The sequence below is a fragment of the Pseudomonas sp. Sample_11 genome (assembly GCF_004307505.1).
Classification (GTDB): Bacteria; Pseudomonadota; Gammaproteobacteria; order Pseudomonadales; family Pseudomonadaceae; genus Aquipseudomonas; species Aquipseudomonas atacamensis.
Genome location: NZ_RCOD01000034.1, coordinates 22051 through 44921, shown reverse-complemented (window position 1 = coordinate 44921; position 22871 = coordinate 22051). Strand labels below are relative to the sequence as shown.

At 60.8% G+C, this 22871-nt stretch carries 12 protein-coding genes; 6 read left to right on the top strand and 6 right to left on the bottom strand.

What is annotated here, in order from left to right:
• Nucleotides 1–20 precede the first annotated feature (20 nt).
• Nucleotides 21–836 carry a UDP-2,3-diacylglucosamine diphosphatase gene (locus D8U60_RS08750; protein ID WP_076566531.1) on the bottom strand — a complete coding sequence of 272 codons (816 nt, stop codon included), beginning with the start codon at nt 834–836 and terminating at the stop codon, nt 21–23.
• Nucleotides 837–971: 135 nt separating this feature from the next.
• On the opposite strand from D8U60_RS08750, the gene D8U60_RS08745 reads away from it, so the two are divergent.
• Nucleotides 972–1736 carry a helix-turn-helix domain-containing protein gene (locus D8U60_RS08745; RefSeq protein ID WP_130899935.1) on the top strand — a complete coding sequence of 255 codons (765 nt, stop codon included), beginning with the start codon at nt 972–974 and terminating at the stop codon, nt 1734–1736.
• A 72-nt stretch (nt 1737–1808) separates the two neighbouring features.
• Nucleotides 1809–2702, top strand: coding sequence for a DMT family transporter (locus D8U60_RS08740; RefSeq protein WP_016771138.1), 894 nt, complete (start codon nt 1809–1811; stop codon nt 2700–2702).
• On the opposite strand, the gene D8U60_RS08735 is transcribed toward D8U60_RS08740, so the two are convergent.
• On the bottom strand, nt 2696–2983 hold the full coding sequence (locus tag D8U60_RS08735; protein WP_016771139.1) for a SelT/SelW/SelH family protein: 288 nt from the start codon (nt 2981–2983) through the stop codon (nt 2696–2698). The two genes, D8U60_RS08740 and D8U60_RS08735, sit on opposite strands and share 7 nt — an antisense overlap.
• Nucleotides 2984–3054: 71 nt before the next feature.
• On the opposite strand from D8U60_RS08735, the gene D8U60_RS08730 reads away from it, so the two are divergent.
• Nucleotides 3055–5244, top strand: a complete 2190-nt coding sequence (locus D8U60_RS08730; RefSeq protein WP_130899934.1) for a patatin-like phospholipase family protein — start codon at nt 3055–3057, stop codon at nt 5242–5244.
• A gap of 103 nt (nt 5245–5347) precedes the next feature.
• On the opposite strand, the gene D8U60_RS08725 is transcribed toward D8U60_RS08730, so the two are convergent.
• The 3 genes from D8U60_RS08725 to recQ form a co-directional block, all read right to left on the bottom strand.
• Nucleotides 5348–7156 carry a FimV/HubP family polar landmark protein gene (locus D8U60_RS08725; protein WP_130899933.1) on the bottom strand — a complete coding sequence of 603 codons (1809 nt, stop codon included), beginning with the start codon at nt 7154–7156 and terminating at the stop codon, nt 5348–5350.
• 127 nt (nt 7157–7283) lie between these two features.
• Nucleotides 7284–7718: a MarR family transcriptional regulator gene (locus tag D8U60_RS08720; protein ID WP_016771142.1), complete on the bottom strand. Its 435-nt coding sequence runs from the start codon at nt 7716–7718 to the stop codon at nt 7284–7286.
• A 132-nt stretch (nt 7719–7850) separates the two neighbouring features.
• Complete coding sequence (gene recQ / locus D8U60_RS08715) at nt 7851–9980, bottom strand: DNA helicase RecQ (protein WP_130899932.1); 2130 nt, start codon at nt 9978–9980, stop codon at nt 7851–7853.
• 412 nt (nt 9981–10392) lie between these two features.
• On the opposite strand from recQ, the gene D8U60_RS08710 reads away from it, so the two are divergent.
• The 3 genes from D8U60_RS08710 (at nt 10393) to D8U60_RS08700 (ending at nt 14556) form a co-directional block, all read left to right on the top strand.
• Complete coding sequence (locus D8U60_RS08710; RefSeq protein ID WP_016771143.1) at nt 10393–10980, top strand: YecA family protein; 588 nt, start codon at nt 10393–10395, stop codon at nt 10978–10980.
• A gap of 10 nt (nt 10981–10990) precedes the next feature.
• Nucleotides 10991–11386 (top strand): YbaN family protein, encoded by a 396-nt coding sequence (locus D8U60_RS08705; protein WP_016771144.1) that lies wholly within the window; start codon nt 10991–10993, stop codon nt 11384–11386.
• Nucleotides 11387–11535: 149 nt separating this feature from the next.
• Entirely contained in the window at nt 11536–14556 is a 3021-nt protein-coding gene (locus tag D8U60_RS08700; protein WP_177435450.1) for an Ig-like domain-containing protein, read from the top strand.
• 168 nt (nt 14557–14724) lie between these two features.
• Here D8U60_RS08700 and D8U60_RS08695 read toward each other — a convergent pair whose 3' ends face one another.
• Nucleotides 14725–22572, bottom strand: a complete 7848-nt coding sequence (locus tag D8U60_RS08695; protein WP_130899930.1) for a retention module-containing protein — start codon at nt 22570–22572, stop codon at nt 14725–14727.
• Nucleotides 22573–22871 lie beyond the last annotated feature (299 nt).

Here is a 22871-nt window from a genome sequence, read left to right as displayed (position 1 = left end):
AAGGCTGCGATCTTTTGCTTTTAAGCGATCTCGGCAACCTTGGCAGCCCTGAGCTCCGCCTCCCGCGCCTGGGCATCCGCCAATCGATACAACTCGATCGTGCCGTCCCAATGCTCGATCAGCGCTGTGCACGATTCGACCCAGTCGCCGCAATTGAGGTAGTCCACCTCCCCCACCTTGCGAATCTCGGCATGGTGAATATGCCCGCAAACCACGCCATGCAGTTCGCGCTTCACACACTCGTGGGCGATGGCTTCTTCAAAGTCGCTGATGAAACTCACCGCTGTCTTGACCTTGTGTTTCAAATACGCCGACAGCGACCAGTAGCCGTAGCCATAGCGGGCACGCCAGTGATTGAGCCAGCGGTTGAGGGTCAGGGTGAATTCGTAGGCCGAGTCGCCGAGAAACGCCAGCCAGCGGTGATAGCGAGTGATCACGTCGAACTGATCGCCGTGGATCACCAGCAAATGCCGGCCGTCCGCAGTAACGTGCACCGCCTCATCGACCAACTGGATATTGCCCAGAATCAGTTTCGAATAGCGCCGCAGGAATTCGTCGTGGTTGCCGGTGACGTAAATCACCTCGGTGCCGCGCTTGCTCATGGTCAGCAGGCGGCGGATGACGTTGGTGTGGGCTTGCGGCCAGTACATGCCGCTGCGCAGTTTCCAGCCATCGATGATGTCACCTACCAGATAGACCTTGTCGGCGTGGTAGCCCTTGAGAAATTGCGACAAGTGCTCGGCCTGGCAATCCCGCGTGCCCAGGTGCACATCGGAGATCCACAGGGTTCGCACCCGTTGTTTGCGACTGGGTCGGGCGAGCTCGGCGCTGGTCATGGGCAACCCTCTGCGATGTTTTCGCCAGCTTGCGCGCGCCCGGTTAATCGACCGTGACAGACTTGAGTCAGTCGTGTGACAACGCATCCGGCGTACGGCGGTGTAGACTGACGGCCACTTCGGAGACAACCTGCCATGCGACCGATCCTCACCCTGCGCCAGTACACCCGCGACCTGATTGTGCACAGCCACGAGCACGCGCAGTTGGTGTTCGGGCTGTCCGGTGCGCTGGATTTCGAGGTCGAGGGCTGTGGCAGCCAAGTGCGTCAGCAGAGTGTTGTGGTGGTTCCGTCCGGCGCTCATCATGCCTGCGACAGTCCCCAAGGCAGCAGCTGCCTGGTGCTCGACATCCCTGAAGGGCAATGGGTGCAGGACTCGCTGGGCGCGCATGCCGAGGCCAGTCGCCGCTTGCTCGATCATCCGGGGCGGCTGTCGCTGGACTCGGGGCAGAGCCAATTGGTCAACTGGCTGGCGAACAGTCCGGTCAGCGATCCGTTGATCGCGCAGCAAGGCGCGGTGTTGCTGCTGGCCAGTCTCAATCACGCGCAACCTGCCGAACTCGGCGCGCGTCGCCTGCCCTACGCCGCGCTGGATGCGCACATCGAGCATTACGCAGCCTATCCGCTGCAAGTCGCTGACCTGGCGCGCGTGGCCGGGTTATCCAGTGCGCGCCTGCACGCACGGTTCATGGCCGAATGCGGACAGACGCCGATGGATTACATCCGCAGTCGACGCCTGCATCTCGCGGTGCAACTGCTGCGCGACACTGCATTGCCGATTGGTGAAGTAGCCAGTCGCGTCGGGTACAGCTCGCAAAGTGCGTTCTCGGCCGCAGTCCTACGTGAATTCGGCTCATCGCCCGGACATCTTCGGCGCGATTCCTGCGACAAAAGACGATAGCCTGCCGACAGACTTGCAGGCCGAGACGCGGTTCAATGGCCCCATGAAGTTGAACCTGAAAAAAGGAATGCAATGACTCCGCGTACCGCCCTCGGCGCTCTGCATATTGGCGCTTTGATGTTTGGCCTGACCGGTGTGTTCGGCAAACTCGCTGCCGCCTCCCCTGCTGTGATCGTCTTTGGACGTGCGGCTTTTGCCGTGCTCGCCCTGGCATTTTTCGCCCGTTTCGCCAGCCAGCATGGTTGGCAGAAACTTCAGGCCGTGGACTGGCGGCGCCTCGCCCTCAGCGGCGTGTTGCTTGCCGGGCACTGGGTGAGTTTTTTCGTATCGGTGAAGATCGCCGGGGTGGCCATCGCCACCTTGGGCTTTGCCAGTTTCCCGGCGTTTACGGTGATTCTCGAAGGACTGATTTTCCGCGAACGCATCCGTGCCAATGAAATCGTCCTGGTGGTATTGGTCAGCATCGGTCTGGTGCTGGTGACGCCCGCATTCGATCTGGGCAGCGGCGCGACCGTCGGCTTGCTATGGGCCGTACTGTCCGGCCTGCTGTTTTCCCTGCTGTCGCTGACCAACCGCGCCAGTTCCGGACGCATCCCGGCGGTGCAGGCGGCGTTGTGCCAGAACGTCGTCGTGGCGTTGTGTCTGTTGCCGGTCGCGGCGCCGCAGTTGAGTCAGGTCCGAGCGCTGGACTGGTTGTGGATCGCCCTGCTCGGAGTGTTCTGCACGGGCGTGGCGCACAGCCTGTTCGTCGCCAGTCTGGCGGTGATAAAAGCGCGCACGGCGGCAGTGGTGTTCGCCATGGAGCCGGTCTACGGCATCACCATCGCCTGGCTGCTGTTCAGCGAAACCCCGACCCTGCGCATGCTCATCGGTGGCGCGTTGATCATCGTCGCGATTGTGGTGTCGGCGCGGATGTCAGGCTCGGCCGACAAGAAAACCGTCGCCGCCGAGGCCGCCTCTCACTGAGTGCGGTCGTTGTGGCCGAGGTCGCGGTCAGGATCGATCTGATCGCGCACTCGCTGTTTCAATACCTTGGCTTCGGGAAAACCACCGTCGGCCTTGCGCTCCCAGATCTGCACACCCGCACAAGTGATGTGAAACACCCCGCCGGTGCCCGGCACCAATGACACTTTGCCCAGGTCGTCAGCGAAGGTGCTGAGCAGCTCCTGGGCCAGCCACGCCGCGCGCAGCAGCCACTGGCATTGGGTGCAATAAGTGATGACAACTTCGGCTTTGGCGACGGTCATGATCGCTGAAACTCCTGAGACAGAGGGCGCCGCTATAATAGCCGGCTTTACCGTTTGCCCCGAGACTCACAATGCGCCGTTTGCTGCTCTGCCTGCTGCTTGGTTTCCTTCCCCTGCTGGTTCTCGCCAGTGAGGCGCCACGACCGAAAGTCGGCCTGGTGCTGTCCGGCGGCGCTGCGCGCGGGCTGGCGCACATCGGCGTGCTCAAGGCGCTGGAAGAACAAGGCATCAGGATCGACGCGATTGCCGGCACCAGCATGGGCGCGGTAGTCGGCGGCCTGTACGCCTCGGGCTACAAGGTCGACGAACTGGAAAAGCTCGCCCTGAGCATCGACTGGCAAGCGGCGCTGTCCGACGCGCCGCCGCGTGAGGACGTGCCATTTCGCCGCAAACAGGACGACCGCGACTTTCTGGTGAAGCAGAAACTCAGCTTCCGCGACGACGGCAGCCTCGGCCTGCCATTGGGGGTGATTCAGGGCCAGAACCTCGCACTGTTGCTGGAAAGCCTGTTGGCGCACACCAGCGACACCCGCGACTTCGACAAACTACCGATCCCGTTTCGCGCCGTGACCACCGACATCGCCAATGGCGAGAAAGTGGTGTTTCGCAAAGGCCACCTGCCGCAGGTGATCCGCGCGAGCATGTCGATCCCGGCGGTATTCGCCCCGGTCGAGCTTGATGGCCGGTTGTTGGTGGACGGCGGCATGACCGACAACATCCCGCTGGATGTCGCGCGGGAAATGGGCGTCGACATTGCCATCGTCGTCGATATCGGCACACCGCTGCGCAACCGCAAGCAGTTGACTACCGTGGTGGACGTGCTCAATCAGTCGATCACCTTGATGACCCGGCGCAACTCCGAAGAACAACTGGCGACTCTGCATGCCAATGACGTGTTGATCCAGCCTGCGCTGGCCGCGTTCGGCGTGACCGATTTCGGCAAGGCTCAGGAGATGATCGACGCCGGTTACCGCGCCACGCGGATCCTCGATGCGCGGCTGGCGCAACTCAAGCCGACGGAAACCCAGGACGCGGAACTGAACGCCGCCCGCCAGCCGGGGCAGCGCACGCCGATCATTACCGCGATCCGCGTCGAAAATGACTCGAAAGTTGACGATGACGTAATTCGCTATTACATCCGCCAACCGATCGGCGCGCCGCTGGACCTGGGCCGCCTGCATTCGGACATGGGCACGCTGTACGGCCTCGATTACTTCGATCAAGTGCGTTACCGCGTCGTGCACAAACGCCAGGATCACACACTGGTCATCAGCGCCAGCGGCAAGCGCAGCGGTACCGATTATTTGCGGGTCGGCCTCAATCTGTCGGACGACATGCGCGGCGACAGTGCTTTCAACCTCGGCGCCAGTTACCGCGTCAACGGCATCAACCGCCTCGGCGCGGAATGGCTGACCCGCGCGCAGATCGGCGACAAGCAGGAGCTGTACAGCGAGTTCTATCAGCCGCTGGACGTCGGCTCGCGTTACTTCGTCGCACCCTACGGGTCGTTCGAGGCGCAGAACGTTGACTCGGTGCTGGATAACGATCCAATCGCCCAGTATCGCGTCGAGCGTTACGGTTTCGGCCTCAACCTCGGCCGGCAGATCGGCAACAACGGTGAAGTGCGACTCGGCGTCGGCCAGGCGTGGGGCAAGGCTGACGTGCGCATCGGTGATCAGGATCTGCCGAGCGAGAGTTTCAATGAGGGCTTCTATACCTTGAAGTATTCCTACGACTCGCTGGACAACGTGTACTTTCCGCACGAAGGCAAGGACGTCAGCCTGACGTTCGCTCAGTTCGAACCGGGTCTGGGTTCGGACAATCGCTATCGCCAATGGGAACTGAATTTCGACAAGGCCATGAGCCATGGGCCCGACACGCTGATTCTCGGCGGGCGCTACGGTCGGACGCTGGACGATGCCAATGTGGTGACCTCAAGCTTCCTGCTCGGCGGCGCGCGGCAGTTGTCGGGGTTCCGTGAGGATGCGCTGTCCGGGCAGAACGTCAGCCTGATGCGCGCGGTGTACTACCGCCGCCTGACGCCGCGCTCGTACCTGCCGCTGGACTTCCCGCTGTACGCCGGGGCCTCGCTGGAACGCGGTCGGGCGTGGAACAACGACAATGAATTCGACAGCGGCTACATCAATGCCGCGAGTGTGTTTATCGGCTTCGACACGCCACTGGGGCCGTTGAACTTCACGTATGGGTTGAATGATGCGGATGAGCAGGCGGTTTATCTGAATCTGGGGCAGACGTTCTGACGCCTTCGCGAGCAGGCTCGCTCCCACAGGGAAAGCACACTCCATTGTGGGAGCGAGCCTGCTCGCGAAAGCGGTCTCGGATGAACACGAAATCCGTTGGCGCTCAGCGAATCCCCGCCAACAAAGTCCTCGCGGTTTGCTTCAACGGCTCATCCCCTTCCCTGAGCAATTCATTGAGCAAGGCGATCGCACTGTCGATGTCGCCGTCGTCGATGCAGGTTTGCGCCTGTTCGAGTTTGCCGGCGGCCTCGGTGTCAGTGTCGGTGGACTCGGGTAATTGCAGATCCAGAGGTTCCAGCACCAGCGACGGCTCGGGATCGCCGAACTCATTGAGAAAGTCGTCGTCGAGCGGCTGGGCGTCGGGTTCGGGGATCCATTCGAGTTCGGCTTCTTCGGCAGATGCAGCCTGTGGCAGTTCGAAATCGACAGGTAACACCGACAGGCTGGTGCCCAGCGCCGGATCATCGACCGGCGGTGACGCGGCATCAGTGCGGCTGTCGTTCAGATCCCAATTTGAATCCATCGACAGCTCGCCCAGATTCAATTCGAAATCATCCTCGAGAGCGCTGGGCGACGCTGCAAGCGGCGCGGCTGCGGTCGCTGCCGAGGCCACGGGCAGTTCGGGCGCGATTGGCGTTGCTGCAAATGCCGCCGGTGCGGCGCCTGCCAGTTTTGGATGGCGAGCGCGGATTTCAATCAGTTCGCGGTCATCGACGCCAAGCGCACGCAGGCGGTTTTCCTGCTGTTCAAAAGCGCCGCTGTCACCCTGGCGCCCAAGAACCTCCAGCAACTGCAGACCGAGATCAGTGCGTTCAGGCTCCTTGTGCAAGGCATCGCGCAGCAGCCCGGCCGCTTCGCTGAGTCGACCGTAGGCCAGATAGATGCCCACGGCCTCCAGCACATCGCCGGCACCGGGTTCGTCGCGATGATCGGCGGCCGCGTGCGCACCGACAGATTGTTGAAGCTCGGGCTCGTCGACTTCTTCTTCGGCGCTCACGGGCAATAGCGGCAGCGGCGTGCCATCTGCTGTCGAACGTTGCTGACGGCGACGTATGAGCAACGCAGCCAGCACGCCCAGCAGCAATAGAAGTCCGCCGAGCAGCGGCCAGTTCACGCCATCGTCTGCCGCCTCGACCGAGGCTGAAACAGCGGCCGGAGCCGGCGCGACCACGGGTGGTGGCGGCGCTTTCTGCACTTCGGCCAGACGGGTTTGCAACTCCTCGATCTGCTTCTTGCCGTCGGCTATCTGCACTTGCTGCTCTTGCAGCCTGAGGTTCTGTTCGTCGAGGGTCTTTTGCAGTTGCTGGGTGAGCAGCACGCTGGCGGCCAGTTGCTCGGCCTGCGCATCGTTGGCAGGTGCCGCCGGCGTTGGCGGCACAGGCGCCGCAGTGCGTTTGCCCTGGGCAGCCTGGGGCGGTGCGGTAACCGGTTCGACGGTTGGAAATTCAGAGGATTGCGGGCGCGGATCCGGCTCGTCGGTGGCGGGCACGATGGCCGGCGAACCCGGCGGGTCGATCAGCACCGTGTACTCGCGCAGCAGACGGCCGTTGGGCTGATCGAGCTGCACGAGGAAATTCAGGAAAGGTTCGTTGACCGGTTTGCCGGACGTCACCCGGATCATCTGGCGGCTGCCGCGCAGGATCGGGATGAACTTGAGGTCATTGAGAAAGAACACCCGCTCGACGCCCGCCCGGCCGAATTCATCCGCCGAAGCCAGGCTGGCCGAGAGATCGTTTTGCGTCAACGTGCCGACATCGACCAGCGCGATGTCGGCCTTGAACGGCTGATTGAGGGCTGAGTGAACAGTGATTTCGCCCAACCCCAACGCCATCGACCAGGTCGAATGGCTGAATACGCCAGCGAGCAGCAGCCATTTGGCGCCCCCGCGCAGCACGTGCCGACTTGCGAGCATGAGCATCCCTTAAATAAGCAAAACCGGTTTCTATGCGTTCGCACATCCGGTACGAACACGATATTGCCCAGTAGTTCTTATAGTCGGCTCAGCGCGATCTCTCAAAAAATCACTGCCGGGATGTGCCTCAAGATTTTTCCAGGTTGGCCAGAATGTGCCCGTGTACGCGCATGCACACCTTCAAATCCGCCTCATCGACGCCCTCGAACAATTCGTGGCGCAGCTGCGTGGCAATGGTCTCGATCTGTTCGATCAGGGGCAGCGCAGGTGCGCAGAGCACGATTTTTTTCGCCCGACGGTCTTCCATCACTGACTGGCGTTGCACCAGTCCCTGGTTTTCCAGACTATCAAGCAAGCGCGCCAGGGTCGGGCCTTCGACGCCGACACTCTGCGCCAGTTCGCGTTGGGTCGGTGCCTCTTCAAAACGCGCCAGATGCAGCAGCACCAGCCAGCGCGCCTGCGACAGGCCCAGCCCGGCGAGACGACGATCCAGTTCGGCACGCCAGCCACGGGACATCTGGGCCAGTTGCATACCAAAGCGATGTTGATCGGTTAACGGCATAAAACACTCACGGTTAGACTGAAAATACGGAAAATCTAATTATTAGTCAGCTAAGCATGGGCGGCAGTTATAGGCAAGAGTCGCTCTGTACTGAATCGTTACAACTGCGCGGGGCTTGGCGCATACGTCGTTTCACATCTCGAATTCAGACTGCAACGCCGCCCGCACGCAATACAGCACGCCTTCCGGCACACGCCCGGCAAACAGCTCAGCCACTTCAGCGACGGACGGCAACTCGCCCTCCCCGTCGAGGAACGCGTCCTGCACTTCGCCCATCAGCTCTTCTGGCAAGTCCAGCGCCTGCTCCAGCGACAATTGCTGCTTGCCGATGGCTTCGGCGAGCATGGCGTAGACGTTCTTCTCCGAGCACTGCAACTGCCCGGCGATCTGCAGCGGGGTCATGCCGGCGCGGGCCAGGGTGATCAGCTCGTGACGGACATCGGCGACCACCTTCGGCGCCTCCGCCTCGCCGCCGAGCACTTCGAGGAAGGCTTCGCCATAGCGTTCCAGCTTGCGCGCGCCGACGCCGCTGACCCGGGCCATTTCCGCCAGAGACGTCGGCTGGCTGCGGAGCATTTCCAGCAACGTCGAGTCGGGGAAGATGACGTACGGCGGCACGCCGTGTTCTTCGGCCAATTTGCGCCGCAGTGCGCGCAAGGCTTCCCACTGTTCGCGTTCTTCGCCGCGCACCAGTTGGCTGGCCTGGCTCTTGCTGCCGGTTTTGGCGGTGACTTGCGGTTTCAGGTCGCGGCGCAGTTCCAGCTTCACTTCGCCTTTGAGCAGCGGCCGGCAACTGTCATTAAGACGCAGACCGCCATAACCCTCGTGATCGACATCGGCCAATCCACGCGCCACCAACTGGCGGAACAGCGACCGCCACTCGCTCTCGCTCAGCACCTTGCCAACGCCGAACACCGACAAATGCTGATGGCCGAAGCTGCGCACCTTTTCGTTGTCCTTGCCCAGCAACACGTCGACCAGATGACCGACGCCATAGCGCTGGCCGGTGCGGAAAATCGCCGACAACGCCTGACGTGCAGGCTCGGTGGCGTCCCAGGTCTGCACGCCGTCGACACAGTTGTCGCAATGCCCGCACGGTTCGGGCATGTCTTCGTCGAAATAGGCCAGTAACGCCTGCCGGCGGCAGCGGGTTTCTTCGCACAGCGAGAGCATGGCGTCGAGCTTGTGCTGCTCCAGACGCTTGTGCCGCTCGTCGCCTTCGGAGTTCTGCAGCATCTGCTTGAGCATCACCACGTCTTGCAGACCGTAAGCCATCCACGCATCCGCCGGCAGCCCGTCACGGCCGCCGCGCCCGGTTTCCTGGTAATACGCTTCGAGGGATTTAGGCAGATCAAGGTGCGCGACAAAGCGTACGTTGGGCTTGTCGATGCCCATGCCGAACGCCACGGTCGCAACCATGATCAGGCCTTCCTCATTGAGGAAGCGCTTCTGGTGATAGGCGCGCAGATCGTTGGGCAGACCGGCGTGATACGGCAGCGCCGGGAAACCCTGTTCGCTGAGGAACGCCGCAACTTCTTCAACCTTCTTGCGCGACAGGCAATAAACGATGCCGGCATCGCTGCGCCGTTCGGCGAGGAACGCCAGCAACTGTTTGCGCGGCTGTTCTTTGGGCACGATGCGATAGAAGATGTTCGGGCGGTCGAAGCTCGACAGGAAGCGCTCGGCGTTCTGCAGGTGCAGGCGATCGACAATTTCTTCGCGGGTGCGCTTGTCGGCGGTCGCGGTGAGGGCAATGCGCGGAACGTTGGGAAACAGCTCTGCCAATTGACCCAGTTGCAGGTATTCGCGGCGGAAATCGTGGCCCCATTGCGATACGCAATGCGCTTCGTCGATGGCGAACAAAGCGATTTCCAGGCTTTGCAGGAACGCCAGCATGCGCGGCTGCACCAAGCGCTCGGGCGCCAGATAGAGCATTTTCACTTCGCCGCGTTTGATCCGCAGAGCGAGGTCGCGCTGCTGCTCGGCACTCAGCGTGGAGTTCAGCGCAGCGGCGGCCACGCCCAGTTCTTCGAGGGTGGCGACCTGATCGTCCATCAACGCGATCAACGGCGAAACGACCACCGCCAGACCTTCACGCAACAGCGCCGGCACCTGGAAGCACAACGACTTGCCGCCACCGGTAGGCATCAGCACCAGCGCATCACCGCCGCTGGCCACGCGCTCAATGATCGCACCCTGACGGCCACGGAAACTGTCGTAGCCGAAGATGTCCTTGAGGACGCGTTGAGCCTGTTCGAGCATAAAAACTCCAAAAATCTACCGATACATCCCTGCTCAGGCTGGTTCAGAGCAGCTTCGGCTGCTTAAACAAAACGTAAGAACACATTGCATGACCAGCGCAGCGCCGGCAGGGATCGCAAAACGCGGCAGTATACCCGAGGCCTTCGCCGCAGAGGGTGCCGCTGAGAAGACTCACTCTGCAATTGACATCACACCGAACCCTGTGGGAGCGGGCTTGCCCGCGAAGAGGCCGGCACTGACAACTTCTTCATCGACTGACACACCGCCATCGCGGGCAAGCCCGCTCCCACAGGTTTTGCGTCCGACCCGGCATTTGCGTGCGTCCGTGCGGGCAAATCTGCCAAGCGGCTGGCTAGAGCGCGCAAGAAGGCCTAGAATTCCCGCATTGTTTATTCCCCAAGGTAGCCCCGTAATGTCCTTCGCTGAGCAACTGACCCGCCTGCAAGTCTTCCTCGACGCCGACGAGCTGCACGACGAGGCGCTGGATTACGTCGCCGCCCACGGTTACCTGACCGCGCTGTCGATCTGCTCCGAAGACGTTCCGGAGCGCGAGTGGATCGACGCGCTGTTCGCCGAAGAGCCGCATTACACCGACGAAGCCCAGCGTGCCGAAATCGAAGCCACGCTGATCGGTCTCAAGGCGCACATCGCTCGCCAACTGGCCTCGGATGAAGAATTCGAACTGCCGTGCGAACTGGATCTGGGCGAAGAGCCGGACGACTCCGAACTGCGCGGCTGGTGCATCGGTTTCATGGAAGGCGTGTTCCTGCGCGAAGCGGCGTGGTTCGAAACCGCCGAAGAAGAAGTCAGCGAAATGCTCCTGCCGATCATGGTCGGTTCCGGCCTGTTCGACGAGCAGCCTGAATTCGAAGACATCGCCAAGGACGCCAACCTGATGGACGACATGATCGTTCAGATCCCGGAAGCCCTGACCGCGCTGTACCTGCTGTGCCAGGCCCCCGACGAAAAACCGGCGATCCTCAAGCCTCGTCATCACTAAGAACCGGCCTATGGACAATCCCATAGGCAACCGCCCCCTGATGTTGCGCTACGTGCTGCTGGCCATCGGCTGGCTCAGCGTGGCATTGGGGGTGATCGGCATCTTCCTGCCGGTCCTGCCCACCACCCCCTTCCTCCTGCTCGCCGCGGCCTGCTTCGCGCGCAGCTCTCCGCGCTTCTACCGCTGGCTGGTCGAACACCCACGCCTCGGGCCATGGATCCGCGACTACCTCGAGGGCAACGGCATCCCGCTCAAAGGCAAGGTCTACGCGATCGGGCTGATGTGGGTGAGCATCCTGTTCTCGTGTTATCTGGTGCCGCTGGTTTGGGCGCGGGGGTTCATGTTGACCAGTGCGGTGCTGGTGACGGTTTATATCTTGCGGCAGAAGACCTTGAAAAAACGCTGATCGCCCCACCGTCGGCAGCACAACCGTTCATCCGATATCCGTCCGCACCTGTCAGAGTTGACAGGTGCGCGCTTTAACGTCGCATGCTTAATTCTTCCGTATCGGCGCTGACAGCCCAGGTAAGCGCCCCCTGTGGAAGGCGAAAATTCATGAACAGCTCACAATACCTGATATTCCCTCCTGCGCCGCGTTCCGGTATCGGTGTGCTGGCCCTCTATCCGCCGCAACCACTCCTGCACAAGCTGCAAACTGACAAGAGCTACGGTATCAACATCGCCATGGTTGCTCAGAACATTAACGGATTGGGCTTCCGTCTCCCGGAGTATCTGTCTCAAGGCATTGGTGACCATATCAAAGTCTTCATCGATAAACCCGATGTCAATAACCCTTTGTCCGTGATTGATTTCATCCTTACGGAGGAGGATTTTGAGGCCGATGGAAAGATTCCTAAAACCGTACTTTTTTACATTTCAGCTGAAATCCTCGAGGAGAAATTCCTGCCGTTTACAGACGTCAGGCTGGATTGCTGGATGATAGTCACAAGACAGAGCGGCAACCCATCGGAATCGCCACACGCACAGCTCTGGTTCAAATACCCCGCACCCGGCGAGGCTGACACTGATGGTGGAAAGTCCCTCAATCAGGGCCTCAAGCTGCCGCTCGCATCGGAAAGCATCGTCGATCAGAACGTCATCAAAGAGGGCATGGAAGTCACGGTCAAGCATTACTTCAATCAGCAGATCGGCGATACGGTCGTGCTGACATGTGGTTCGCTGCGGCTGGACTTCGTCGTGACTGACGCCTCGGCCGACATCGTTTTCAAGCTGACGTCTGACTTACTTGGCAAATTGCAACAAACCAGCAATCTGGTGGTGCGCTGGAGCGTCTATGACGTTGTCGAGAACTCCAGTGGCTTTTCGGAACCGCTCATTCTGCCGTTCAAGCCAGGAATAACTCTGCTGGCCGCGCCGATTTTCGAGCAGTCCGACGGCGACGACGTTCTACATCATGATTGGCTTGCAGGCGGCCCGACAAACATTCTCCTGACGGGCAGTTTTGCGATCAACGATGTGATCGCCCTGACACTGGAAGGATTCACCCGAAACAACGTGCCAGTCACTCATACCTATTCTTTAACGGTGACCGTCGCCAGCAAGACACTGTACTTTCCAGTCGAAAACTTCCGCATTCAAAATGTGATAGGTGGAAGTTTACGGGCAACCTATATCCTGACCAGAGCAGGTCAGCCCAAGCTCTCCAAACCTGCTGACGTAACCGTTGCGGGTAAATCGTTGCCACTGGGAGCGCCGGAGGTCACCCCACTGGTGGAAGGCGAACTGGCGGTCGATACTGCCAAAGCCCTTATAAGTGTCGCCAGCTTCTGGCCCTTGAAACAAGGGGCAGAGGTCAAGCTGCACTGGCAGACCACAGACATCAATGGCAAGTTGGTACAGTTCACTTGGGGACAGCTGGTAACCGATCCTTCAAAGCCCATCGTTTTCGAGGCCGAGAATGAGTACATCAAGCCCTACGCCAGCGCGAAACTGGCCGTGCAGGCCACCATCACCAATCCCGGCGAAAGTGAAGTCTTTTCCGATATCGCTCAGTTGAAGATCGGCGATCCCAAGGAGCTTGTCCTCACGCCGCCTTCACTGGTATCACCTTTCACTAATCCGCTTGATCCATTGGCGGAGTTGCCGAGCATGCTGGTGGAATATCTCGATGCCAAGACCGAGAAGGTCCGCCTGGTGTGCACACCACTGCCCTTGGGATTTGATCGCTTCCCGCTGGTAGATCTGGATTCGGCCAAACAAGCCACCTTTCTCCTGAACAGAAAGTTGATAACGGCGCTTCACGGCGAAACCGTGGGTTTCAAATTCAACCTGAATCAGGATGGCAAGAAAATCGGTTCATCTCCGGAAATAAAAATTTCTTTCAAACTGATCGCTGATCAGGACCCCAGATTCCCGAGGCCGCGGATCATTGGCTTTGACAATGGAATACTGGACGTGAAAAAACTGACCAGCACAGACAAATTGGTGGTCAACCTCTGGCACGGACAACGGCCGGGCCAGAGCATGACGCTGGTGCTGATCGGCATCGACAGCACAAACAACCCTGTCCGCCACGTCATCATCAACGCGGAGGCGAGCGCCACCAGCGCCGGGCTGATACGGGAACTGTCAACGCCGACGCTGGAAGTGTTGAGAAATCTCAAAAGCGGCAGTACGGCGACATTGATATTTTCCGTGCGCCTGGGGTTGCGCGGCAAACCGGTGGAATTTCCTCACCAGACGTACCAAATCGAATCTCTGGTTGAACTGCAACCGGTCATTACATTGGTCAAGGACTCGCAGAACCGAGAGATACCGCATAGCGACCTTACGGTTGATCCGAATGTCACGATCGAGGGAACTGCGAGCGTAGAACAGCAGGTTGACGTTCTGGTGAATGGCAAGTCGATAGAGACATTGACCACAGACAAGGACGGGAAATTTTCAACGCTTTTGAAGGGACTGGCAGTCGATGTCCTGGCAGTCGTGCAGATTCGAGCACTCTATGGCGATGGTCTTCTCTCTCCTTTACGCTCGTTCATGCTGCGCCGAGTGCTGGAAGTCAACAATAGCGCCATGGCCCTGTCAGGACAGAGAGTTTATGCATGGCGCCACACTCACAGTGCAGATTTTCCAAACAATACCCAAATCCGCGCCGCCGTCCCGTCTACAGGCGTTCACCCGATCACCTACAGAAGCAGTAATCCGAACGTGGCTTATGTCGACGGCAACGGGAAAGTCACGGGCATACGTAACGGCAATACGTACATTACTGTACAGGACCGATTCAGCTCATTTTCTTATTACGTCAGTGTGACGAATGTTTATCAGTTGGCTATCGGCGGCTACGGCATGACACACCAAGAGGCGCTCAACTGGCGATACAGCATTCCGGGCGCAGTACCGATGAGCCGAGCACTGCACGCCATGCAAGTTGTATATGGTCCCGATCCTTATTGGCCAATAGCCGCTGGAGGGATCTACAGGATGTGTGATGAAAGCGGTTGTCCCGGCAACCTGCGAGCGATATATGGACATGCCAACGGCGGAATTTATTGCCATTCGGACCTGAACGCCCGATGGGCTCCATGGTGTATCTATCCCATTTACGGATAAACCGGCCTCTTCGCGAGCAGGCTCGCTCCCACAGTTTCACCGCTCTCCCCTGTGGGAGCGAGCCTGCTCGCGAAGGCTGACTTAAAGACAACACGTCTCTACAGACAGACAAAACCCGCCGCCCCCGAAACAACCGGGGCGGCGGGTTTTGTCGTTTCAGACCTCAGGTCAAACCGTATCCACCTTCAACGAATGATCATTAAGCATCCCGTTGATGATCGTCGCCGTGTCATGCCCCCCAGCCACCATGCCGCCCGCCCCCGGTGTCACGCCGTAATGGCTGGCGAGGTTGACGCCGGCGAGGTCGATGGTCTGGTTCGGCGTGCCGCCGGCCATGGCGCTGACGTCGATGCTGGTCATCACCGAGGCGCCGCTGCCGCTGACGGTGAAGTGCAGGTAGTCGTCCAGCGACGCGGTGCTGGCGTTTTCGCCTTGCAGCAGTTGCGACAGGTCGAGTTTGTCGGTGCCGGGGGTGAAGTCGGTGATCAGGTCGTGGCCGCTGTTGCCCTTGAGCCACTGGAAGGTGTCGGCCCCTGCCCCGCCCGTCAGCGTATTGTTGCCCATGCCACCGATCAGCAAGTCATCGCCAGCGCCGCCATTGAGGAAGTCGTTGCCGAGGCCGCCGTTGATCACGTTGTTGTTGCCGTCGCCGGTGAGGCTGTCGTTGAAGTTCGAGCCGATCAGGTTTTCGATACCGGTCAAGGTGTCAGTACCGGCGCCGAGGGTGTTCTGCGCACCGAGCAGGCCGAGATTGACGGTGACGGCGGCCGTGGCGTGGGCGTAGCTGGCGGTGTCGCTGCCAGTGCCGCCGTCGAGCAGGTCATTGCCGGCACCGCTGTAGAGCAAGTCGTTGCCGCCGTCGCCGTGCATTTCGTTGTTGCCGGAGCCTGCGCTGAGCACGTCGTTGCCTTCGCCGGCGTTGATCACATTGTTGCCGCTGCCCGCTACCAACACATCGTCGCCAGCAGTGCCGGTCAGGGTGTGGCCGTCCTGATAGCTGATGCTGACGTTGGCCGTGTCGCTGCCGCCGTGGTTATCGTTGGCGGTGTAGGTGCCGTGGTAGTCCGGCGTGATGTCGTGGGCCCCCGCATAGTTGAGGGTCATGGTCAGTTGGTAGTTTTCCGCCGCGTTCGGGTTGCCGCCACCATTACCAATGTTGGTGATGTGGATCTGGTAGACGCCGTCCGCCGAGGCGCTGAGGGTCTGGCCGTCCGCCAGCGCCATCCAGGCACCGCCGTTGAGCGAATACTCCATGCTGATCTTACCGGCACCCAGATTGTGATCCAGATTGAGGGTTTCGCCCTGACGTAGATTGACGGTGATGCGATCTTCATCGTTGGCATTGCTGTTGCTCACCATGCCCAGATAACCGCTGACCACCAGCACAGCGGTCATGGTCGCGGCATTGGCGCTGAAGGCGCTGCGCACGTTGGCCAGGTTCTGGTTGGCCGCATTATTGTTCTGCCCAGTGAAACCGATCAGGCCAGTACCGGTGAAGTCCGCCGCTTTCGAAACCCAACCAGTATTGAAACTGGTGGGTGTGGCGTTGAGGGTGTCGCCGTTCGGATCGCTGTCATTGGCCAGCAGCAGCTCACCCGGCACCACGATGTTGCCCGAGAGCACGTTGGTGATGACGTGATCGTCCATCGCCACCGGTGGCGCGTTGGGAATCACTTTCACCGTCAGGGTGGAGCTGGCCAGATCGCCGTCGTTGTCGCTGACGGTGAAACCGATGTTTTCGGTGATGACCACGGCGGTGGTTTTCTGCGAGGTGTAGCTGTATTCGCCAGTGTCGAGGCTGACCACCAGCGTGCCGCTGTTGTTGGTGGCGATGCTGACGGTGTTGTTGGCGGTATTGAAGGTGCCGTGGTTGGCGCCGCCGCTCGCGGTCAACGAACCCTGGCCACTGAGGGCTTTCGGATCGTAGGTGTAGGTGGTGCCGTCGACCACGATCGATTTGATGAAACCGCCATCGGCGCCGAACGAACCACCGTCGCCCAGCAGCGAACCGGTAACCGGCGCGCCCTGCACGGTGCCGGACAGCACCGAGTTGAGCTGGTTGAGATCGGTGACCACCACCGCATTGGTATTGGTGTGGTTGATGCCGTCGTAGGCCAGCGGATCGAGGTTGGCGTTGCTCACGCCACTGCCCAGACCGATTGCATAGTTCTTGATGTTGTTGGCGTCGAGGAAGTTTTTCAGCGCGGCTTCGTCAGCCGTGCCGATGTCGCCCTCGTTAGGCTTGCCGTCGGAGAAGAAGTAGCCGACGTTCTGCGCCCCGGTGAGTTTGCCCGTGGTGTTGAACGCGGTCTGCATCACCGCCACGGCGGCATCGTAGTTGGTGCCGCCGCCGGCGTTGAGGCCGGCGAGCAATGTCTTGGCAGTAGCGACATCGACCCACACCGTGGTGCGGTCGGCGGCATTGCTGCTGAACGTCACCAACTGCACTTTCACATCGCCCAGATCATCGTACTTGTCGAGCAAGGCGCCAATGGCCTGCTTGGCCAGTGCCAGCCGCGACAGGCCCGGCACGCCAGAGGGATCGGCCATGCTGCCGGAGATGTCGAGGACGATGAGGATGTTGGAATCGATCTCCACTGCGGTAACCGAGCGATCCGAGGCAACGGCTTTCGGCACATCGTCGACGATGTTCACCACAAGCGTGCTGGTGGTGCTGTTGCCCAGCGCATCGGTGGCTTTGTAGGTGAACGTTTCGCTGAGCGTGTTCGACCCGTCGTTGGCGTTCGGCGCGGTTTTCGGTGCCGACGTCAGCGTGTAGGTGTAGGTGCCGTCGGCGTTGAGCTGCAGTTGCCCGTAGCTGCCGGTGGCGTTGCCGACCAGGGTGTACGTGATCGCGCCGCTGCCGCCACTGACCGAACCGACCAGCGTGCCGCTGGCGGTTTCACCGGTGTTGCCCGGTTCGCTGCCGGTCACTGTGCCGGGGGCGAGATCCTGGCCATCCTTGTTCAGGTCGAGGGCTTTTTCGTAGACCGTGACATCCTGATCCACCGCGGCGACCAGTTTGCTGTCGGCGACGTTGATGGTCAGCGTCGTGGTGCTTTCGTCGCCATCGCTGTCACGGATGGTGTAGGTGAACGTGTCGGTCGCGCCCGGCGGGCTCACCGAGTTCGGGTTGCTGTGGTAAACCGCGTTGCCCGCCGCGTCGAGGGTCAGGTAGCCGTAGTTGCCGTTGATGTTGCTGTTGAGCCCGCCGCTGGCTGACGTCGCGGTGTTGCTGCCGGCGCGCACGCCGACCACCGTGGCGGCGCCGTCGGCACCGCTGAGGTCATTGCCGAGCACACTGACATTGACCGTGCCGCCCTCCGCCACCGAGCCGGTATCGGCGTTGGCAGTCGGCAAATCGTCGACGATGTTGACGTTGATCTGACCGCTGGCGGTACTGCCATCGGTATCAGTGGCGACCACGTCGAAGCTCTCGCTGAGGCTGTTGGCGCCGTTGGCGTTCGGATGAGCTTCGTTGTCGACCAGGGTGTAGCTGTAACTGACCACGCCGGTGGCCGGATCGTAACCGGTGATGGTGAAGGTGCTGCCCAGCGGCGATACCGCCGATTGCGGCAAACCGGCGGCGACGCCATTGCTGATCACCGCAATACCACCGACCGTCAGGGTTTGCAGGCCATCAAGCGCAGTCACGGTGAAGCTGCCGCTCTGGGTCAGCGCCGAGGTGTTGGGGCTGCTGCCGTCGCTGAGGTTTTTCTCGTAGACGGTGATTTCGCCGCCCTTCACGTTGAGGCCGTCGAGGCACACCGGATCGTCGTTGTTATGGATGTTCAGCACCAGGTTGGCGGTGCTGGTGTCGCCGTCGGCATCGGTGATGGTGTAGGCGAAGGTTTCCGTGCCGTTGCCGCCGCCCTGGAGGTTTTTGAAGTCGGCGTCATTGGCGTCCAGCGTGTAGGTGTAAGTGCCGTTGGCGTTGAGCACCAGCGTGCCGTAAGTGCCAGTGAAAGTACCGGCGGTTACCGGGCCGCTGGCGACGCGGTCGGCGCCCTGCACATCGTTGTCGAGGACGTTGCCGGTCAGGGTCACCTGGGCTTCTGTTGCGCTGTCGGCATTGCTGTCATTCAGCGCCTTCGGCACGTCATCGACGATGCTCACAACGATCGTGCTGGTGACGACATTGCCCAGCGAATCGGTGGCCTGATAGGTGAAGGTTTCGCTCAGGCTGTTGGCGCCGTCGTCAGCGTGCGGCGTAGTGGTAGCCGGCGAAGTCAGGGTGTAGGTGTAAGTGCCATTGGCGTTGAGGACGATCTGCCCGTAATTGCCGGTGGCGCTGCCGACCAGTGCATAACTGATCGCGCCGACCGCACCAGTGACCGAGCCGACCAGGGTGCCGGAAGCGGTTTCGCCGGTGCTGTTCGGATCGCTGCCGACCACACTGCCCGCCGCCAGATCCTGGCCATCCTGGTTCAGGTCGAGGGCTTTTTCGTAGACGGTGACGTCAGTGTCGCTGACCGCTTTCAGGCAGCTGTTGTAGACGTCGATGGTGATCGTCGTGGTGCTTTCGTCACCGTCGGCATCGCGCACGGTGTAGGTGAATACGTCCACCGCGCCCGGGCCGTTCACCGCGTTGGGATTGCTGTGATAAACGGCGTTGCCGTTGGCATCAAGCGTGAGGTAGCCGTAGGTGCCGTTGATCTGCGAATTGAGTCCGCCGATGGCCGAAGTCGAGGTGTCGGCACCGGCACGCACGCCGACCACTGCGCCGGTAATCGCCGGGCCATCCGCGCCGCCGACATCGTTGTTGAGTACGTTGCCGCTGACGGTGCCACCCTCCGCCACCGAAGCCGCGTCCGCATGCGCGGTCGGCAAATCATCAACGATGTTGACGTTGATCTGGCCGCTGGCGGTGCTGCCATCGGTGTCAGTCGCCACCACGTCGAAGTTCTCGGTGAGGCTGTTGGCGCCGTTGGCGGTTGGATGGGCTTCGTTGTCGGCCAGGGTGTAGCTGTAGCTGACCACGCCGGTCGCCGGGTCATAACCGCTGATGGTCAAGGTGCTGCCCAGCGGGGTGACGATTGATTGCGGGAAGCCTGCGGCCGCGCCATTGGTGATCACCGCGATGCCACCGACTGTGAGGGTCTGAAGACCATCGAGAGCGCTGACGGTGAAAGTGCCGTTCTGGGTCAGCGCCGGGGTGTTGGGGCTGGTGCCGTCGCTGAGGTTTTTTTCGTAGACGGTAAGTTCGCCGCCGTTGACGTCGAGGCCATTGAGCAGCACCGGATCGTCATTGTTGTGGATATTCAGTACGAGATTGGCAGTGCTGGTATCGCCGTCGGCATCGGTGATGGTGTAGGCGAAGGTTTCGGTGCCGTTACCGCCGCCGGTCAAGGCTTTGAAATCGGCATCGCTGGTATTCAGCGTGTAGGTGTAAGTGCCGTCGGCGTTCAGAACCAAAGTTCCGAACGTGCCAGTGAAAGTGCCGGGCGTGACTGGACCCGTTGGGACGCGGTCGGCGCCTTGCACGTCGTTGGTCAGGACGTTGCCGGTCAGGGTCAGTTGGCTTTCCGAGGCGGTACCGTTGCTGTCGTCGTTGGCTTTCGGCAGGTCGTCGACGATGTTCACGTCCAGCGTGCCGGTGGCGGTGGTGCCGTTGTCATCGACTACCGTGACTGCGAACTGCTCAGGCAGATTGTTCGCGCCGTTGGCGTTCGGATGTGCTTCGTTGTCGGCCAGGGTGTAGCTGTAACTGACCACGCCGGTCGCAGCGTTGAAACCAGTAATCGTCAGCGTGCTGCCCAGCGGCGTGGTGATCGATTGCGGGAAACCTGCGGCGACGCCGTTGGTCACCACGGCGATGCCGCCGACAGTCAGCGTGGTGACGCCGTCCAGTGCAGTGATGGTGAACGTGCCGTTTTGTGTCAGCGCGGTGGCGTCCGGTGCGCTGCCGTCGCTGAGATTTTTCTCGTAGATCGTCAGCTCGCCGCCAGCGACGTTCAGGCCGTCGATGATGACTGGATCGTCGTTGTTGTGGATCTGCAGAATGAGGTTGGCGGTGCTGCTATCGCCGTCGGCATCGGTGATCGTGTAGGCGAAGGTTTCGGTTCCGTTGCCACCGCCGGTCAAGGCTTTGAAATCGGCATCGCTGGTATTGAGCGTGTAGGTATAAGTGCCGTCGGCGTTCAAAACCAACGTCCCGAACGTGCCGGTGAAAGTGCCCGGAGTAACCGGGCCGGTAGGTACGCGGTCGGCACCTTGCACGTCGTTGGTCAGGACGTTGCCGGTCAGGGTCAGTTGGCTTTCTGAGGCAGTGCCGTTGCTGTCATCGTTGGCTTTCGGCAGGTCGTCGACGATGTTCACGTCCAGCGTGCCGGTGGCGGTGGTGCCGTTGTCATCGACTACCGTGACTGCGAACTGCTCAGGCAGATTGTTCGCGCCGTTGGCGTTCGGATGTGCTTCGTTGTCGGCCAGGGTGTAGCTGTAACTGACCACGCCGGTCGCAGCGTTGAAACCAGTAATCGTCAGCGTGCTGCCCAATGGCGTGGTGATTGACTGCGGGAAGCCTGCGGCGACGCCGTTGGTCACCACGGCGATGCCGCCGACGGTCAGCGTGGTGACGCCGTCCAGTGCAGTGATGGTGAACGTGCCGTTTTGCGTCAGCGCACCAGCATCCGGGGCGCTGCCATCGCCAAGGTTCTTCTCGTAAACCGTCAGCTCGCCACCGGCGACGTTCAGGCCATCGATGGTGACTGGATCGTCGTTGTTGTGGATCTGCAGAACCAGATTGGCGCTGCTGCTATCGCCGTCGGCATCGGTGATCGTGTAGGCGAACGTTTCGGTTCCTTTGCCTCCGCCGGTCAAGGCTTTGAAATCGGCATCGCTGGTATTGAGCGTGTAGGTGTAGGTGCCGTCGGCGTTCAGCACCAACGTGCCGTAAGTACCGGTGAAAGTACCCGGCGTGACCGGTCCGGTGGGTACGCGGTCAGCGCCTTGTATGTCGTTGGTGAGGACGTTGCCGGTCAGGGTCAGCAAGGTTTCCGAGGCAACGCCGTTGGCGTCATCAAACGCTTTGGGCACGTCGTCGGTGATATTCACGTCGAGGGTGCCAGTGGCGCTGTCGCCATTGCTGTCAGTGGCGATCACGGTGAATTGTTCGCTGAGATTGTTCACGCCGTCGCCGGCCGCGTGGGTTTCGTTGCCGTTGAGGGTGTAGCTGTAGCTGACCGTACCGGTCGCCGCGTTGTAACCGGTGATGGTCAGGGTGTTGCCCAGTTGCGTGGTGATCGACTGGGGAAAGCCGATCGGCACGCCGCCAACAATCACGTTGATGCCGCCGATGCTCAGGCTGTTCAAACCATCCGCTGCCGAGACCGTGAAGCTGCCACTTTGCGTCAGCGCGCCTGGATTGGCCGCTGTACCGTCAGGCAGATTGGCTTCATTGAGGTTGAGTTCGCCATCCGCCCCATTGAGGCCGTTGAGGATGACCGGGTTGTTCACTGGTGGCGGTGGCACCACGACCGGCGCTGGCGTGTCGTCGCCATTGTCGATGTCCGCGTCGCGACGATACTCGGGAAATTCGGGAATACCGTTGAAGCCAGCGGTGGGGAAACCAATGATCGGATCGACTCGGCCGCCAACTTCGGTGAGCAGAACGAAGCTGTGCCCGCCGCCCAGTTCACCGGTATTGCCGGTGGGCGCGTTGGGGCCGGCGGCAGTGGCTTCGGCAGTTTTGCTCGGGTCTTCCCCGGCGGCGATGGCTTGCTGGATCTGCTCGACATCGGTCAGTTGCGCCTGGCTCGGGGTCTGCGCTTCGTCGACGTTCACCGGCACAGCCTGGTCGGCCAGCAATTGCCCGGTCATGGTGATGCTGCTGCCGCGGCCGAGGGTCAATTCCTCGCCGTTTTGCAGTTTCACTGCCACCGCGCCTTCCGCGCCGGTGATCAGTTGATCGCCGGCGTACAAACGATCGCCTTCGAACAGCGGACGCTTGATGCCGTCGCTCGCTTGAGCGAACACCTGACCAATGACTTTTGTGACCGTACCGATGAGCGCTGCCATGTGAAATCCTCCGCTGCCGACCACCGTCGGCACTCGTTCGCGAAGCAGCCCATGGCTCAATCGGGTTGCCGGGGGCGACGCTCGCACCCTCGACAGTTCGTTTCGCAGGCCTGGTTTGAAACGAATTGTCAGCGCTATCAAGCACTTGCCAACCCTGTTCAATCCATCGACCCACTAGCGCTACGTAACGGGGGTGAATCACTCGAGTGACAAAAATCTGTCGCTCATTCCCCGCTACGCGTCCCTCCCCTTCAGCAGTACTTCGCAGTGTCTCGCAAAGTGAATGGAACTTTCCTCAA